Annotated in this window: 16 protein-coding genes; 9 read left to right on the top strand and 7 right to left on the bottom strand. The window is 69.9% G+C overall.

Going from position 1 to position 15570, the window contains the following annotated elements; translation table 11 throughout:
* The first annotated feature begins 162 nt into the window (after nucleotides 1-162).
* From AB0L00_RS45120 to AB0L00_RS45135, 4 genes are all read left to right on the top strand, one after another.
* Complete coding sequence (locus tag AB0L00_RS45120) at nucleotides 163-597, top strand: cupin domain-containing protein (RefSeq protein ID WP_364444326.1); 435 nt, start codon at nucleotides 163-165, stop codon at nucleotides 595-597.
* Nucleotides 598-669: 72 nt separating this feature from the next.
* A complete protein-coding gene (locus tag AB0L00_RS45125; RefSeq protein ID WP_364444328.1) occupies nucleotides 670-1704 on the top strand; it encodes a class I SAM-dependent methyltransferase in 1035 nt (344 codons plus the stop codon).
* 63 nt (nucleotides 1705-1767) lie between these two features.
* Nucleotides 1768-3600: a ferritin-like domain-containing protein gene (locus AB0L00_RS45130; RefSeq protein ID WP_364444330.1), complete on the top strand. Its 1833-nt coding sequence runs from the start codon at nucleotides 1768-1770 to the stop codon at nucleotides 3598-3600.
* Nucleotides 3601-3616: 16 nt separating this feature from the next.
* Nucleotides 3617-4354, top strand: coding sequence for an SDR family NAD(P)-dependent oxidoreductase (locus AB0L00_RS45135; RefSeq protein ID WP_364444333.1), 738 nt, complete (start codon nucleotides 3617-3619; stop codon nucleotides 4352-4354).
* Between the two features lie 348 nt (nucleotides 4355-4702).
* Here the strand turns inward: AB0L00_RS45135 and AB0L00_RS45140 are convergent, their stop codons facing one another.
* From AB0L00_RS45140 to AB0L00_RS45155, 4 genes are read right to left on the bottom strand one after another with little or no spacing between them, the layout of a single operon-like run.
* A complete protein-coding gene (locus AB0L00_RS45140; protein WP_364444335.1) occupies nucleotides 4703-4936 on the bottom strand; it encodes a carboxypeptidase-like regulatory domain-containing protein in 234 nt (77 codons plus the stop codon).
* Nucleotides 4918-5382: a DUF3533 domain-containing protein gene (locus tag AB0L00_RS45145; RefSeq protein ID WP_364444338.1), complete on the bottom strand. Its 465-nt coding sequence runs from the start codon at nucleotides 5380-5382 to the stop codon at nucleotides 4918-4920. The genes AB0L00_RS45140 and AB0L00_RS45145 overlap by 19 nt, the downstream gene beginning before the upstream one ends.
* Entirely contained in the window at nucleotides 5379-6065 is a 687-nt protein-coding gene (locus tag AB0L00_RS45150) for a hypothetical protein (RefSeq protein WP_364444341.1), read from the bottom strand. Before AB0L00_RS45150 ends, AB0L00_RS45145 begins: the two co-directional genes overlap by 4 nt.
* Before the next feature lie 46 nt (nucleotides 6066-6111).
* On the bottom strand, nucleotides 6112-6594 hold the full coding sequence (locus AB0L00_RS45155; RefSeq protein WP_364444344.1) for a VOC family protein: 483 nt from the start codon (nucleotides 6592-6594) through the stop codon (nucleotides 6112-6114).
* 580 nt (nucleotides 6595-7174) lie between these two features.
* Here AB0L00_RS45155 and AB0L00_RS45160 point away from each other — a divergent pair.
* Nucleotides 7175-7690, top strand: coding sequence for an SDR family oxidoreductase (locus AB0L00_RS45160; RefSeq protein ID WP_364444347.1), 516 nt, complete (start codon nucleotides 7175-7177; stop codon nucleotides 7688-7690).
* 546 nt (nucleotides 7691-8236) lie between these two features.
* On the opposite strand, the gene AB0L00_RS45165 is transcribed toward AB0L00_RS45160, so the two are convergent.
* Nucleotides 8237-9721 (bottom strand): DHA2 family efflux MFS transporter permease subunit, encoded by a 1485-nt coding sequence (locus tag AB0L00_RS45165; protein ID WP_364444350.1) that lies wholly within the window; start codon nucleotides 9719-9721, stop codon nucleotides 8237-8239.
* 128 nt (nucleotides 9722-9849) lie between these two features.
* On the opposite strand from AB0L00_RS45165, the gene AB0L00_RS45170 reads away from it, so the two are divergent.
* Nucleotides 9850-10422, top strand: a complete 573-nt coding sequence (locus tag AB0L00_RS45170; protein ID WP_364444352.1) for a helix-turn-helix domain-containing protein — start codon at nucleotides 9850-9852, stop codon at nucleotides 10420-10422.
* A 25-nt stretch (nucleotides 10423-10447) separates the two neighbouring features.
* Here the strand turns inward: AB0L00_RS45170 and AB0L00_RS45175 are convergent, their stop codons facing one another.
* On the bottom strand, nucleotides 10448-11035 hold the full coding sequence (locus AB0L00_RS45175; RefSeq protein WP_364444354.1) for a hypothetical protein: 588 nt from the start codon (nucleotides 11033-11035) through the stop codon (nucleotides 10448-10450).
* A 66-nt stretch (nucleotides 11036-11101) separates the two neighbouring features.
* On the opposite strand from AB0L00_RS45175, the gene AB0L00_RS45180 reads away from it, so the two are divergent.
* Together AB0L00_RS45180 and AB0L00_RS45185 are read left to right on the top strand one after the other, a co-directional pair.
* Nucleotides 11102-12520, top strand: coding sequence for a tetratricopeptide repeat protein (locus AB0L00_RS45180; protein WP_364444357.1), 1419 nt, complete (start codon nucleotides 11102-11104; stop codon nucleotides 12518-12520).
* A gap of 73 nt (nucleotides 12521-12593) precedes the next feature.
* A complete protein-coding gene (locus AB0L00_RS45185) occupies nucleotides 12594-13079 on the top strand; it encodes an LLM class flavin-dependent oxidoreductase (protein WP_364444359.1) in 486 nt (161 codons plus the stop codon).
* A 121-nt stretch (nucleotides 13080-13200) separates the two neighbouring features.
* Here the strand turns inward: AB0L00_RS45185 and AB0L00_RS45190 are convergent, their stop codons facing one another.
* Nucleotides 13201-14109: a LysR family transcriptional regulator gene (locus AB0L00_RS45190; protein WP_364444361.1), complete on the bottom strand. Its 909-nt coding sequence runs from the start codon at nucleotides 14107-14109 to the stop codon at nucleotides 13201-13203.
* A 120-nt stretch (nucleotides 14110-14229) separates the two neighbouring features.
* Between AB0L00_RS45190 and sfnG the strand changes: the two genes are divergently transcribed.
* A complete protein-coding gene (gene sfnG / locus AB0L00_RS45195) occupies nucleotides 14230-15357 on the top strand; it encodes a dimethylsulfone monooxygenase SfnG (RefSeq protein WP_364444363.1) in 1128 nt (375 codons plus the stop codon).
* The last annotated feature ends 213 nt before the right edge of the window (nucleotides 15358-15570 follow it).

The following is a 15570-nucleotide window of genomic DNA, read 5'->3' on the forward strand; positions in this document are numbered from 1 at the left end:
ACCCGCACGCGCACTACTTCGGCGCCGAGATGCGGGAGAGCGATCTCGTGCCGGGCGACGGCGCGACCCTCGGCGAGCTCAAGTACGCCGACTGGCTGGCGAGCGACGCCGGGAAATAGTTCCCGGCCTGCCCTGTACCCACGAGTCAGAAAGGTTGGTCCGATGTCCGGCACTGATCCGGTCAGCGAGCCGAAGGCCAGGTCGTCCGCGTGGCAGACCGCTTTCAGCACCATCCAGGAGGTCGAGCCGCCCTTCATCCCGGCGGGAGCGCACGCGATGACGGTGATCGTCGAGTACCCGCCCGGCGACCCCGGCGCGCCGCCGCACCGGCACCCGGGCCCGGCGTTCGGGTACGTGCTGGAAGGCGAGATGCTGCTGGAAGTCGAGGGGCAGCCGCCGCGACCCGTCCCCGCGGGGGAGGCGTTCTGGGAGCCCGGCGGCGACGTCATCCACTACCACGACGGCAACAACCGTGACGACGTGCCGCTCCGGTTCGTGGTCGTGATGCTCTGCGAACCCGGCAAGCCCATGGTCACCCTGGTGGACGAGGCGGAACTCGCCCAGCGCGAGCACCTCCGGGTCGCTCGCGATTCCTGACTCACCACCGCACCACGACACCAGGCGGCCCGCCGGCGGAATCGGCGCCGCCGACCGGACGGGAGATCCGCTGTGACCTCTTCGGCGATGGTCGCCGAGTTCGATGACGTCGCCGGCTGGACCGCCGACGCCGTCACGCGGCTGGGGGAGCGGTACGCGATCCCGGCCGCCTGCCGCGGCAGCGCGAATCCGGCCGCCCTGGCCTGGCTGGCGGAGGCCTGCGAGCTGTCGGCCGGGGCCAGGCTGCTGGACGTCGGCGCCGGTGCCGGCGGTCCGGCGGCCTGGGCGGCCAGGCGGTTCGGGGTCCGGCCGGTCCTGCTGGAGCCGATGCCGGCCGCGTGCCGCGCCGCCGCCCGGCTGTTCGGGCTGCCGGTCATCCAGGGGAGCGGCGAACGGATCCCGCTCCGCGCGGAGTCGGTCGACGCCGCCTGGTGCCTGGGAGTGCTGTGCACCGTCCGGGACAAGGCCACCCTGCTCCGCGAGATCCATCGGGTGCTGACGCCGGGCTCCCCGCTGGGTCTTCTGGTGGTCGTCGCCCGGCGGCCGCGGGTGTTCCCGGTGCCGGACGGCAACCTCTTCCCCACCCAGTGGGAGCTCGTGGAGCTGCTCGCCGATGCGGGATTCGAGCTGGTCGAGCAGGTGGACCGGCCCGACGGCGCGCCGCTGTCATGGTCGCGGCGCGCCGAGCAGGTCGCCGCGGTCGTCGCCACCGAGCACCGCGACGACCGCGGCTTCGCGCTGGCGGCCCGCCAGAGTGAGAGCTTCACCCGCCTGTTCGCCTCCGGACAGGTCTCGATGCAACTGATCCATGCCGTCAAACGCCCGGCCCGCCAGGCGCCCGTCCAAGCCACGTGTGGAGGAGAGATGAACAAGCCGACCGGCGACAACGACTTCGAGATCGAACTCGAGGTCGAAGTCGAGGCGGAACTGAGGATGTCCGAGTCCAGCCGCCCGGAGGAGGCGGCCGGCCGGCCGGTTTCGGAGTGGCTGTTCGACCCGGCCGACGCCGAGCGCGAAGACGTCGGACTCCGCAACCTTCTCGGTGCGGTCGAGGAGCTGGAAGCCGACCGCCGCCTTCGCCGGCGCAGCGCCGGCGAGGACACCTGATCTGTGAACACCGGCGAATACGACGCCGGTGAGATCCCCGTTCGACAGTCGAAACGAGACACCGTGAACCATCCAGTGCAGCAACAGCATGCCGCCGCCTCCGCCGCGCCCGGGCGGATCGCCACGATCGACGATCTCCGCGAGCACCTGCAGTGGGCGATCGAGCTGGAACACGCGACGCTGCCGCCGTACCTGTGCGCGCTCTACTCCCTGGACCCGGAGCGCAATCCCGAAGCCGTCGAGGCGGTGGCCGGAGTCTTCATCGAGGAGATGCTCCACCTGGCGCTGGCCGCGAACCTGCTCAACGCCGTCGGCGGGCGACCGCGGCTGGACATGCCGCGGACGCTGCCGGCGCATCCCCGGCGGCTGCCGCACGGAGACCCCTCCCTGGGACTGTCGCTGCTTCCGTTCGGCGCCGAGGCACTCGACATGTTCCTCCGGCTCGAACAGCCGGCCCCGCCCGGCGCCCCACCGGAGGGCGACGCCTACGAGACGATCGGGCAGTTCTACGACGCGATCGAGGACGGGCTGCGCCACCTGTGCGACCGGCTCGGCGAGCGGGAGGTCTTCACCGGCGATCCGGCCCGCCAGCTGCACGCCGGGCACTTCCGGAACACCGCCGGACGGATGGTCGTCGTCGACGACCTGGCCTCGGCGCTGGCCGCGCTGGAGGAGATCGTCGAGGAGGGCGAGGGCACCTCCCGCGGCGCGGTCTGGGACGGCGACCCGGACGTCCACCACCCCGACCGGGACGAGGTCGCCCACTACTACCGCTTCCAGGAACTCAAAACCGGCCGGCGCTACCGGCGCGGCGACACCCCGCGCTCCGGACCCACCGGCGAGCCGATCACCGTGGATCTCCTGGGCGTCCTCCCGATGAGGCCCAACCCCCGGATCGCCGATCATGCTCCGGGCAGCGCGATCCGCACGGCCCAGGAGGAGTTCAACGACACGTACTGTCTCCTGCTGCACCTGCTGGAACAGGCGTTCAACGGCAGCCCGAGGCTGCTCGCGGTCGCCACCGCCACCATGTACCGGCTCAAGGCCCAGGCCCAGGCTCTGATGCGGATGCCCGACGGTGAGGGTACGACGGCCGGCCCGACCTTCGAGTACGTCCCGCCCGAGCACCGCCGGTGGAGCGCCGGCGACGGGCAACGGATCGTCGTGCTCCCCGACGGCCCGTACCTCGTGTACGGCGGAGTTCCGCTCAAGCGCAAACGCAAGATCGTCGCTCCCGAGAACAACGCGGCACTGACCTGGAAGACCGGCGAGACGCTGGCCACCGAGGACACCTATGCGCTGTGCCGCTGCGGCCACTCGTCCGCCAAGCCGTTCTGCGACGGGACGCACGCCCGGATCGGGTTCGACGGCACCGAGGCCGCCGACGTCCGGCCGTACGAGGAACGGCAGCACGTGCACGACGGCGTGGGCATCTCGGCCCAGCGGGTCGGCGAACTCTGCATCCACGCCGCGTTCTGCATCGGGCGCACCCGGCCCATCGCCGACATGCTCGCCGACACGGGGGACAGCGACGTCCGCTCCGACATCATGGGCCGCATCGACCACTGCCCGTCGGGCTCCTACAGCTACGCCCTGGAACGCGGCGGCGAGACGATCGAGCCCGACCTCCCGCAGGCCATCTCCGTCCTCGAAGAGGAGAACGGCCTGGCCAGCGCGCTGTGGGTCACCGGCGGCGTACCCGTCCAGCGCGCTGACGGACGGCCGCTGGAGACCCGGAACCGGATGACGCTGTGCCGCTGCGGCCACTCCGCCGGCAAACCGCTGTGCGACGGAACCCACCGGAAGATCGACTTCCGCGAGGAGTCGCAGGATACGGGAACCGGCCCGGCCGAAGACCGGATCACCACCGAGCAGCGCCCCAGCGAGAAGGAATAGACGGGATGGAAAGTACGTGAGCACCACCTTGGACGGAAAGGTCGTCCTCGTCACTGGAGCGTCGTCAGGCATCGGCGAGGCCACGGCGCTGGCCCTCTCGGCGGAGGGTGCCCGTGTCGCGATCGGCGCCAGGCGCGCCGACCGGCTGGAGGCTCTCGCACGCAAGGCGGCCGACGAGATGCTGGCCCTCCAACTGGACGTGACCGACCAGGAGTCGGTACGGGCCGCGGTCGCGGCGACCGTTGAGCGCTTCGGCGCCCTGGACGTCCTGGTGAACAACGCGGGGGTGATGCTCAACGGGCCGATCGTGGGTGCGGACACCACAGAATGGACGCGCATGATCGAGACCAACCTGCTCGGGTCGATGTACACGGTCCACGCGGCGTTGCCGCACCTGCTGCAGCGCAAGGGCACGATCCTGCAGGTCTCCTCGACCGCGGGCCGGATCGCGTCGGCCTACAGCGGCGTGTACGCCGCGACGAAGTTCGGCATCACCGCCTTCTCCGAGTCACTGCGGCAGGAGGTCACCGCCCAGGGCGTGCGGGTCGTGATCATCGAGCCCGGCTTCGTCGCCACCGAACTGACCGACCACATCACGGACCCGACCATGCAGGCGGCCGCACAGAACCTGGCCGCCTCCATGCGCACTCTGCGGCCCGAGGACATCGCGGACGCCGTCGTGTACGCGGTCGGCCAGCCGGAGCACGTCGCGGTCAACGAGATCCTCATCCGCCCGACCGACCAGATCCAGTAGGCGAGTACCACCGACCCCACACAGACACGACCTTCGCCGCGCCGGACGTATCCCGGCGCGGCGTTGGCGTGCGCGAAGACCGGCTCGGGGGGCGGCGGGAGGCGTCGCGTACCCGGGTGCGGGTGCCCGGCGAGTTCTCGGCGGCGACGACCGTGAGCCTGGAGGGGCTGCCCGCCGCGGGCCGTTCCGTCCCACGGCGGACCACCGGCCTTCCCCAGCGCCACCCGGACGCCGGACGTCAGAGTGTGCGACCGGCGTTGCCCTGATCGTGGGCGATCGTGGTCGCTCGGTGGCTGCCTCTGCCTTCCGGAACGGCCTGCCGGCCGGGCATCAGGGTGAAGTCCTGTTTCACCGGTGTGGCGTTGCTGAGGTGCAGCCGCGTGGCGACCGGTTGCCGGCCGGGGCGCCGGCGACGACGATGGCGAAACCGTCGTGGAAGCCCGTGGCCGCGTACTCGCCGTTCTTGTCCGTACGGGTATGCAGGAGTTGGTGTCCGCGCGGGTCGGTGACCGTGATGGCGACGCCCGGCAGCGGTTCTCCGGCGATACCGCTGACCTGCCCGGTCAGTATCGGCGGTTGCACGCCGAAATGGTGCTGGCGCGGGGGAGTGCGACCGGCTCGGGGAGTTCCACGGTGGGGTCCTCCGCGGGGGGTACGGGGACGTTTTCCGCCATGCCGGCCCGTGCTTCGCGCACGAGTCGGCGTAGTTGCTTGACGTATCCGAGCACGATGAGAGCGGCGCCCGCCGCGATCCAGGCGCAGAGCACCGCGGTGGGCCGGCCCAGTTGCCGGTCGTCGAAGTAGTCGACATCGCGCAGGGCGTCCGCGGCATTGCCCATCGGCAGGACGGGGTGGAGGAAGCGGAAGAAGCCCCGGAGCAGGTCGACGGGGACGGTGAGGCCGCTGGAGGGCACGCTGAGCATGATGAACAGCGTGACGGCGGCACCGGCGGCGACCGGGTCGGCCTTCCGCGCGGCCTTCACCGGCTGGAAACCGGAGACGGGGATCGAGGGTCTGCAAGCGCTCATCGACCAGGCCTTCGACCACCTCGCCGCCGGCCTCCCCGTACCCGCCTCCTGACCACTGCGCTCGCCGAATCCTGGGCGTCGCCGGAGAGGATCCGCCCGGACGGGCGGCCCTGCCCGGGTTCGATGAGTGTGAAGAGCCGGATGCGGGTCAGCGGCGGCTCCGCCTCGATGAGGCCGCGGCGGATCCACGCCTCGTGCACGGTGAGCCGGATCAACCGGTGGGCCGCATGGAAGCAGACCGCCGCCAACGGCAACTCGCCGCCGAGCGCGGTCACGACACTGAGCGGGAACTCGTCCGCACCGTACGACAACATGACGTCGAACCATGCGTCGCACGTCAGCAGCGTGGCGGTGACGAGCATGCCGATGATCGCCACCTGCCGCTTGCCCCGGATCGCCAGCGCGGTACCGGCCAGCGTCGCCAGCAGGGCGATGTCGAAGCCGGTCCACGTCGCGGACCACTGGCCGACCGTGTAGTCACCGGGCAGGGTCGACGCCAGGTAGACGATCCAGGGAATCATCCACGCACACGTCCCGGCCGCCAGCGCGAGGAAGAGCCGGTGCCTCTTGCGATGACCCGGATCGTCCAGCGGATCCTCCTCGGCCAGCTCGACGAGTGCCCGCATCAACGCGGCGCGCTCGCCCGGCTCCATGAGCTGCAGGTTGTCTCTACTCCACACCATCGCCCTGGCTCCGTCGTGTGGACGCCGACCTCACGATGCGCCCGGGCTACGCCCCCAACGTGCGGGAACGCCCCGGTGGGGATTCCGCGGGCGCATCGGCCAGGATTCCCTTGAGCAGGCCGGTGGACTGGCCCACCTCGATGAGGTAGCCGTCGGGGTCGCGTAGGTAGCAGCGCAGTTCCGAGACGCGGTCGAGGGGCTCGGTGAGGAAGCGGGCGCCCTTCGCGACGGCATGCGCGTAGAAGGCGTCCATGTCGGCCACGCGCACGTTCAGGAAGCCGGACACTCGCTCGCCGCTCTGGGGTACGTCCAAGGTGACGTCCGGCTTGTCGGGGGTGGGTCCGCCGCCGGGGTTCATGATGATCCAGCTGTTGGCGACCTTCACGATCGCCGGGTTCTCCTCCATCACGACCTCGCCGCCGAAGACGTCGGCATAGAAGCGCCTCGAGATCGCGACGTCGCGTACGGTCAGGAAGTGCGTGAGGAGGAGGCCGTGCTCAGGTACGGGCAGGTCACCGTGAGACGTCATCGTTCGTCATCCCTTCTTGGAAGAACAGGCTGCGCCTGGTCCGGCCGCCGCGCCTGAGAGCGGCGGACCGTGACGCGGCGCGTCATGGCAGGTTCGAGGCAGGCCGCGGCGGGGGCCCGGGGGATCGGTGCCGCGGCCTGCCGGGGGACGCGCACGGGGAACCTCGTGCGCGCCTGGCAGGTCGCGGCCGGGGGCTCTTCGCGACCTGCCCGGGGTGGCGCGCACCAGGGGTGCGCGCCTGGCTCCGACGCCGGCTGGAGGTTCGGCCCGTTCTGGGCGATCGTGGCCGGCCGATCCGCGTCTCGCGCCGCGACCTTCACCATCTCCTCCTGGGTGAGCCTCCGGGAAACCGACACCAGCTAGGACCGGACGGCGACCGCGTTTGTGACAGCACCGGGCTTGAACCGGCAGCCGATCCGTGGTGTCGGGTCGTCCTGCGCCGGAGCCCCGGTCGGGGACGAGCGGATTCCGCCGTCGCACATCGCCCTTCACCTCGCTCCGGTCACCGACGTCGCCGGGGTGCCCTGAGTTACGGCTCCCGGCAGTCCGGAACCGTAGCTGTGCGACGAAAGGAAAGCGCGTGACCGTCCAGCTTCATGAAGACTTCAGCGGCAAGGTCGTCATCATGACCGGCGCCGGCTCGGGCATCGGCCGCGCCGCCGCCCGAGCCTTCGCCCGTGCCGGCGCGCGCGTACTCGGTGTCGGCCGTCGCGATGACGCCCTGGCCGAAACCGCCACCGGGCACCCGGAGATCGTCGCGTGTCCCGCCGACGTATGCGCTCCGGACACCCCCGGACGAGTGATCGACGAGGCCACTGGCCGGTGGGGACGCCTGGACGTGCTGGTCAACGGCGCCGGTGCCACCAGGGTGATGCCGCTGGCCGAGACCACCGCCGACGGAATCGCCGACCTGTTCGACCTCAACGTCACCGCACCGAGCGTGCTCGCCCACGCCGCCCTGCCGCACCTACGGCGGACCAAGGGGTCGATCGTCAACGTCTCCAGCACGTACGGCCATCGGCCCCTCCCCGGCATGGCGCACTACGCCGCGTCGAAGGCCGCGCTGGAACAGCTCACGCGTAGCTGGGCCCTGTAGCTGGGCCCTGGAGCTGGCCGCTGACGGTGTCCGCGTCAACGCCCTGGCTCCCGGCCCGACCGAGAGCGAGGCGCGCCTGGTCCAGGTCGGGAACGGTGATTCCGATGTGATCGACACGAGTGAGTTCGGGGATGGGCATCGAGCCTCCGTTGAATCCGATTCTCTTGCGCTGTGCGCCGCCGGCCGGCTCTTCGTCAGTGCTCGTGGACGTGAGCGTGGTCGACGCTGCCTTCGGTGGGGGAAAGAACACCACGTGCGGCTTGACGTTCCCGTCCAGGCGGAGGCTGTGGTACATCGTGAGTGTGGTTCACTCCGAGTGTCTCCACACCGCCCAGTCGGCCGGACCACTTCTCGATCACCGGTTTGGCCGCCGTTGACCTGCGGCTTTTCGAGAAATGGCAGGTCAGCGGGTATCAGTGACGCTCCCTGACGTCGGTTCAGGACAGTTCAGCGACCATGCGTGCTCCCGATGCTCCCCGCTCCCGGAGGGAGCACGGGAGCACGGATGAGAAGCATTCCGGGAGCACTGTCGGTCCGGACTGGTCCTCAGTTGGTGTCGGCAGGGACGGCCGGCGCGGGCGGCGAGGCGGCCTCGGCCCGCTTCGCGCTGCGCTCCAGGGCGATCAGGCCCAGTGTCGGAGCGGTGGCCAGGATCGCGATCGCCAGCACCCACCAGAAGGCGGTGCCGAATCCGGCCGCCTGGGCGACCGGCCCGGAGGCCTTCTCCAGCCTGTTCTGCAGGATGACGGCGAATAGCGCGGTGCCGGCGGATCCGCCGATGCGCTGTCCGACGTTGAGCTGGACGGTCGCGTCCGGGATCTTCATGGGGGAGATGGCACGGTAGGCGGCGGCGATCGCGGGCACCGAGCAGGCGCCGATACCGAACCCGCGGACGAACATCATGACGCCGAGGAACGAGTAGGACGTGTCCGCGTGGATGAAGACGAAGGGGAGCGTTCCGATCACGCCCACCAAGCCGCCGGCGAGGGAGGCCCGGCCGCTGCCGAACCGGTCGGTCAGCTTGGCGGCGAGGCTGATGGCGATCGCCGCGCCGAGGCCCTGCGGGATGAGCAGCAGCCCGGTGTGGACGGCGTTCTCGTGCCGGACGATCTGGAAGTACAGCGGCATCAGGATGATGGCGCCGAAGACCGTGGCGCCCAGGCTGATGTTGGTGATCGAGGCGGCCGCGTACATCTTGTTCTTGTAAAGCCGCAGGTCGACGAGGGGATTGGCCGCACGCAGGGCGTAAAGGATGAACCCGGCGACGAGCATCACGCCGGCGATGAGCGAGACCACGACCTTGGGGTCGCCCACGTGGCCGGTCGTGCCGATCTCGGCCAGGCCGTACGTGATGGCGACGCTGCCGGCGGTGATGAGGGCGAGGCCGGGCAGGTCCAGGCGCCCGCCGTTCGTGCGATCGTCGGCGGGCAGGAACCGCACCGACAGGAGCGCGGTGAGCAGGCCGAGCGGGATGTTGACGAAGAAGATCCAGCGCCATCCGGCGTGCTGCAGGAGCAGGCCGCCGATCGTGGGGCCGATGACCGGGGCGAGGAGGGTGGGCACTCCGCTGACGGCCATCACCTTGGCCATGAGCGCGGGGCCTGCGGTCCGCATGGTGATCATTTGTGAGACGGGCAGAAGTAGGCCGCCTGCGGCGCCTTGGACCACCCGGAAGGCGATCAGCTGCTCGATGTTCTGGGCCAGCCCGCAGGCCAGCGACGCGACGGTGAAGACCAGCACCGCGATGATGTAGACCCGCTTGCCGCCCAGCCGTGTCGCGAACCAGCCGGCGGCCGGGATCACCGCGGCCATCGCCAGCAGGTAGGCCGTGACCACCCATTGGATGGTGGCCAGCGAGGACTTGGTCTCGACCGACAGCGTCCGGAGCGCGACGTTGACGATCGTCGAGTCGAGGAACGCCATGAAGGAGCCGAGAGTGGTCACGAGGACCACGTTGCGCAGCAGTGGCGAGAAGCGTGTCGGCGGGGCGGCCGCCGCCGGCGGTGGGTTCTTGTTGGTTTCCGCCGTCATGGTGAGCTCTCTTTCCGTGTCGAGGCGTAGGCCGCCTCCGGGGTACCATTCGGAGCACTGCTCCGGAATATACGGAGCACTGCTCCGAATAGCAAGATGGAAGTGTTGACCGGAGATGGAGGGGCCGCATGGTCGAACCCACCGCGGGCGCCGAGATGCGAGCCGACGCCCGCAGGAACCGAGAGAACATTTTGGCCGTGGCCCGGGAGGTGTTCGACCAGCAGGGCACCGAAGCCTCGCTCCGCGATGTCGCGCGCCGGGCGGGCGTGGGGATCGGCACGCTGTACCGGCACTTCCCCACGCGTGACGCGTTGCTGGAGGCTGTGCTCCGCAACGGGTTGGAGAACATGCGCGCGGCGGCGGACGAAGCGCTGGAGGCCAGCTCTCCGCGCGAGGCTCTCATCGCGTGGCTGCAGCGCTTCTCGGAGCGCTCCGGGGCATGCCGCGGTTTCCCTGCTTCGGTCCTGAACGCCCTGGTCGACGAACAGTCCGAGCTGCACGCCTCGTCGGCCGCAATGATGGAGGCCGCGACCCGGTTGCTCGCGCGGGCCCAGGAGGCGGGCGAGATCCGCAAGGACGTGGACGCCGAGGAGTTGTTCGCCGCGGCCGCCGCGGTGGGCTGGGTGGCCGAATACTCCGGCCGCAAGCGGGCCGAGCGGATCCTGGGCCTGCTCGGAGACGGTCTCGCCACGACCGGCTGACGGTTCTTCCCGGGGCTCGTCCGGATTACTCTGGTCGCCGCGATGTCGGGGACGTGGCGACCGTGGCTGGGCTGAACCAGTTCCTCAGCGCCTCGACCGGCCCGGCCCCGTCCTCTGTGAGCTTCCCGCTCCAGGCGACGTGCCCGTCCGGGCGGACCAACAGCGCAGCCGCCCGAATCTGCGGCACAGGCTCGGCTACGACGACGTCGCCGCGGTCCGCCCACGCGGCGGCCGGGTGCGGCCCACCGGATGAGTCCGCGGGTTCACCGGAGAGATCGAGGAAGACGCCACGCCCGTTCCGCAGTACCGCCGCCCCACTCGTCTCTCCGGCGGCCGAGCCCAGCGGGACGTGGGGCAGCCGCCCGCCCACCGGACCGTCGCCGGAGTCCCCACCTGCCGGGTATCGGACGTCGAGCCCCATCACCATCTCGACCAGGTACCGGTTGATCTCAGAGACGCCGATCAGCTCGGTGAACAGCTCACGGAGCGGGCCGGCGCAATGCGGCGGGTGAACCAGCGCTTCCTGCGACGGCGACCACTGGTCCCTGACCGGGCGCAAGATCTTCTCCACCAGCGCGGTCGGCCTGAGCTGGATGGCGTTCTGGGCCCGCACCGACGAGGAACCGGCGCGCGCCGGACGTAGACTCGTTCGAGAAAACGAGTACCTCCAGCCGAGGGCATGGTGTCGATCGACGAGCATGGCCTGACAATCGGATCCGCGAGCCCGGCCGCCGTCCGGCACTACGACAACGCGATCCACGAACTCCTGCACTTCCGCGCGGAGGTCGTCGGTGAGGCCCGACTTGCCCTTGACGAGGATCCGGACTTCCCGCTCGGCCATGTCCTGTCGGCGTATCTCGGCCTGCTGACCACCGAGGCCGACGACGCTCGTGCCGCGCGCGAGCGCTTCGCGCCGTTCCGCGCGAGCCTGGACACGTCTCGCCTGCTGCCCCGGGAGAGGGCCCATGTTGAGGCGGTCGAGTACCTGCTGAACGGCGACTTCACCACCTGCGGGGCCCTGCTGGCACGCATTACCGAGGAGTACCCGCGTGATGCCCTCGCTCTGGTCGCGGGCCATCAGATCGACTTCTTCACCGGCGACGCCCGGTCCCTGCGCGACCGGATCGGTGGTGCCCTGTCGGCTTGGCACGGCGACGACCGGCACTTCGGCAACATCCTGGGCATGTACGCGTTCGGCCTGGAAGAGGCCGGCCACTACGACCGATCCGAAGCCGTCGCCCTGCGCGCGGTGGAACTCAATCCCAGGGACGTGTGGGGCATCCACGCGGTCGTGCACACCTACGAGATGCAGGGACGCTTCCAGCGCGGCATCCGCTACCTTGACGACCGCTTGGACGTCTGGTCGACGGGTACGTTCTTCAATGTCCACACCTGGTGGCACTACGCCCTGTACGCGCTGGAGGCCGGGGACACCGCCGGTGCCCTGCACATCTACGACACCGTTCTGCACGGCCCGGACCGCACCGGTGTCGCACTGGAGTTGCTGGACGCGGCGGCCCTCCTATGGCGCCTTCTGCTGGAGGGCGATGACCAGACCGTACGCTGGCGGGCGCTGGCCGACGACTGGGCCCCCAAGGCGGGGGAGGCGTTCTATGCGTTCAACGACATGCACGCCGTCATGGCCTTCGCGGCCTCCGGCCGCATCGCCGAAGCCGAGCAATTGATCGCCGACCGCGAGACCTACCTGGCCGAAGACCGGCCTGGGGTTACCAACCAGACCATGACCGCCCGCGTCGGCCTGCCGGTATGCCGCGCCCTGGTGGGCTTCGTACGTGGCGAACACGACAAGGTCGTCGACCTGCTGTACCCGGTCAGGCATCACCTCAACGAGTTCGGCGGCAGCCACGCCCAACGTGATGTCGTCCAGCGCACGCTCCTGGAGTCGGCGATCAGATCGGCAAACGCCGACCTGGCCCGCGTCCTGGTCAGCGAACGCCTCAATCTTCGCCCGACCAGCCCCTTCAACTGGCTCAAACACGCCGCGGTAGCCGAGGTCAGAGGCGACCGTGCCACGGCAACCTCAGCCCGAACCCACGCGGCGAACCTGAGAACCCCCAGCCCTGACCACTCTTGGTAAGTGCGGTCGGGGTGCCGGCTGCGCGTGGCGGCAACTGCCCTCCGATTAGGCACGTGGGCCGTCGAGTGTCACCTTGGTCAGCGGTCGGCGAGCGTCGCGCGGGCAGGGAAGTGTCGGTAGAGGGTGCCCACGCCGACCCGGCGACCGCCCGGCCCGCCATGTCCGCGAATACCTGACAGCGCTGCATCCGCTGCTGAATGGCGATGAGGTCGCCTACCGAGGTGAGACCCTGACCGCCGCGGGCCGGTTGGACGTCCCGGACCTCATGTCCCCCGCATTGATCATCTCGGCACTCGGCCCGGTGATGCTGTGCCTGGCGGGCGAGCTGGCGGACGGCACGGTCACCACCTGGACCGGCGCACGGGCGATCGCCGAGCACCTCGTCCCGGGGATCACCAAGGCCGCGCAGACGGCGGGCCGGCCATCGCCACGGATACTCGCGGGCGTGGTGATCGCGCTGACGACGACCCGGATGACGCCGACTCGGTGTGGCCCTCGCAATCGATGTAGGAGACCGGAGCGTCTCTGTAGGAGCCGATCAGATTCCCGCCTGTGGTGAACGAACCGGCCCCGGTGAGAAAGTTCTGCATGACGCCGCTCGGTTGAAGAAGCGGCCAGGCGATGCCTGATGTCTTAGGTACTGCTCGATCTCCCAGTGCGCGTCTTTGCGAGCGTGAAGATCACGCATCCGGGCGCCAGTGCGCGGCCTGAGCCTTGAGGAGCCGGACGAGCCTGCGGACGGGGGCGGACAGATGGCGGGTCTTGACGTACTGGGCGACGAGCAGGACGTCCGGGCCGTCGGCGTCGAGAGGACGATAGGTGATGATGCCGTGCCGTTCGAGTGGGTCGTCGGCGACGCTGTAGTCCGGCAGGAGGGTGATGCCGAGTCCCTCGGCGACCATCGCCTTTCCCATCTCCGCGCCGTCGACCGAGTAGGCGAACGCCGGTTCGCGGCCGTCCAGGAGCCGGTGGACATAGCGGTGCATGAGGTAGCCCGAGCGCATCGCGACGAACGGTTCGCCGAGCATCCGGCCGACCGGCACCGAGCGCATCTGGGCGAGCGGGCTGTCGGCGCGGCAGCAGACGACGGCCCTCCCGCGCAGCAGCTCGACGGTCGACAGGTCAGGCGGGGCATCGTCGCCGTCGAGGATGTTGACGAGGCCGAGATCGAGGCCGCCGCCGAGCAGCGCCTCGTGGATGTCGGCCTGTTGCGCCGTCACGAGCTCCACCCGGGTCTTCGGGTGGGCGGTGTGGAACTCTCGCATCGCCGGGGTGACGAGGGGGACGGTCGCGGTGTTGACCGTGCCGACGCGGATCATCCGTCGTGATCGGGCCTGGTCGTCGGCGGCGGCACGCAGCCGGTCGATCGCGTCGAGGACCTCGGCGAGCAAGGGCAGCAGCTCGCGGCCGCCTGTGCTGACGCGCGCACCCGCGCGGTGGCGGTCGAGCAGGGTGACGCCGAGCTCGCGTTCGAGGTTGTTGATGGTCTGACTGAGCGCCGGCTGGGAGATGTGCAGCGCCTCGCTGGCACGGCGCATCGAGCCGAGACGAGTGACGGCCGCGACGTATTCGAGCTGTTCGATCCGCATGAGCCTGCCTCGCTGAAAGGTTCTCCCTATCGCCCGGCCGCGATTGCCTCATTGTCCAGCGGCGCGAACCGTTGCAGAATCCATACTATGTCAGTAGGCAATGCTGAGAATTCCGTGTCCGTGACCGAGCCTCGGCCTGATGAGCCGCTGAAGTTCGCCTACTGGGTGCCGAACGTCAGCGGCGGCCTGGTCGTCAGCAAGATCGAGCAGCGCACCGACTGGGGCTATGACTACAACAGGCGCCTGGCCGTGCTGGCCGAGAACAACGGCTTCGAGTACGCGCTGAGCCAGGTTCGCTACATCGCCTCCTACGGCGCGGCGTATCAGCACGAGTCGACGGGCTTCAGCCTGGCGCTGCTGCTCGCGACCGAGCGGCTCAAGGTCATCGCGGCCGTCCACCCGGGGCTGTGGCACCCCGGCGTGCTCGCCAAGTTCATCGCGACGGCGGACCAGCTGTCCGGCGGCCGGGCGGCGGTCAACGTGGTCAGCGGCTGGTTCAAGGACGAGTTCACCAAGCTCGGTGAGCCTTGGCTGGAGCACGACGAGCGGTACCGGCGCAGCGAGGAGTTCATCCGGGTACTGCGTGAGATCTGGACGTCCGAGCATGCGGAGTTCGGCGGTGACTTCTACCGCCTGCACGACTTCGACCTGCGGCCCAAGCCCATCGCCGGCCCGGACCGGCCGCACCCGGAGATCTTCCAGGGCGGCAACTCGACCAGCGCCCGCGCGATGGCCGGCCGAGTGTCGGACTGGTACTTCAGCAACGGCCGGGACTTCGACGGCGTGGCCGAGCAGCTCGCCGACGTGAACGCCGAGGCGGCGGTGCACGGCCGGCGGGTGCGCTTCGGGCTGAACGGCTTCATGATCGCGCGCGACACCGAGGCCGAGGCGCGGGAGGTGCTCCGGGAGATCATCGCCAAGGCCGACAAAGAGGCGGTCGAGGGCTTCGGCACCGCGGTGAAGCAGGCCGGACGGTCCGCGTCGAACGGCAAGGGCATGTGGGAGAACTCGGAGTTCGCCGACCTGGTCCAGTACAACGACGGCTTCCGTACCGGGCTGATCGGCACCCCCGAGCAGATCGCCGAGCGCATCGTCGCCTACAAGCGCCTCGGCGTGAACCTCTTCCTCCTGGGCTTCCTGCACTACCTCGAGGATGTCGAGTACTTCGGCAAACGGGTGCTGCCGCTCGTACGCGAGCTCGAGGCCGACGCCGCCGAGCGCGGTGAGCCGGCCGGGGTCCGCTCCTGACGCGATGATCCTCGTCCGCCGCCGGCACATCGATCTGCTACATCTGCGCACCATCGTGGACACGGCGCGGCGGGTCGGTGTCCAGATTTTCTTCGTGCCCCATCACCGCTGGGAACCGGGGCGACTACGAGGACTGGAAGTTCCCGACCCCCACCCAGGTGGCCTCTGCCAAGCTTCAGACCTTCGCCAAGGACACCTGGGGCGGTGCCTTCC

It is taken from the genome of Actinoallomurus sp. NPDC052308 (assembly GCF_040679195.1).
Lineage (GTDB): Bacteria > Actinomycetota > Actinomycetes > Streptosporangiales > Streptosporangiaceae > Actinoallomurus > Actinoallomurus liliacearum.

Excerpts from the sequence above, each read along its gene's own strand:
- AB0L00_RS45120 (WP_364444326.1), top strand. The coding sequence starts at position 163 with ATGTCCGGCACTGATCCGGTCAGCGAGCCGAAGGCCAGGTCGTCCGCG.
- AB0L00_RS45145 (WP_364444338.1), bottom strand. The coding sequence starts at position 5,382 with ATGAGCGCTTGCAGACCCTCGATCCCCGTCTCCGGTTTCCAGCCGGTG.
- AB0L00_RS45150 (WP_364444341.1), bottom strand. The coding sequence starts at position 6,065 with ATGGTGTGGAGTAGAGACAACCTGCAGCTCATGGAGCCGGGCGAGCGC.
- AB0L00_RS45155 (WP_364444344.1), bottom strand. The coding sequence starts at position 6,594 with ATGACGTCTCACGGTGACCTGCCCGTACCTGAGCACGGCCTCCTCCTC.
- AB0L00_RS45165 (WP_364444350.1), bottom strand. The coding sequence starts at position 9,721 with ATGACGGCGGAAACCAACAAGAACCCACCGCCGGCGGCGGCCGCCCCG.
- AB0L00_RS45170 (WP_364444352.1), top strand. The coding sequence starts at position 9,850 with ATGGTCGAACCCACCGCGGGCGCCGAGATGCGAGCCGACGCCCGCAGG.
- AB0L00_RS45180 (WP_364444357.1), top strand. The coding sequence starts at position 11,102 with ATGGTGTCGATCGACGAGCATGGCCTGACAATCGGATCCGCGAGCCCG.
- AB0L00_RS45190 (WP_364444361.1), bottom strand. The coding sequence starts at position 14,109 with ATGCGGATCGAACAGCTCGAATACGTCGCGGCCGTCACTCGTCTCGGC.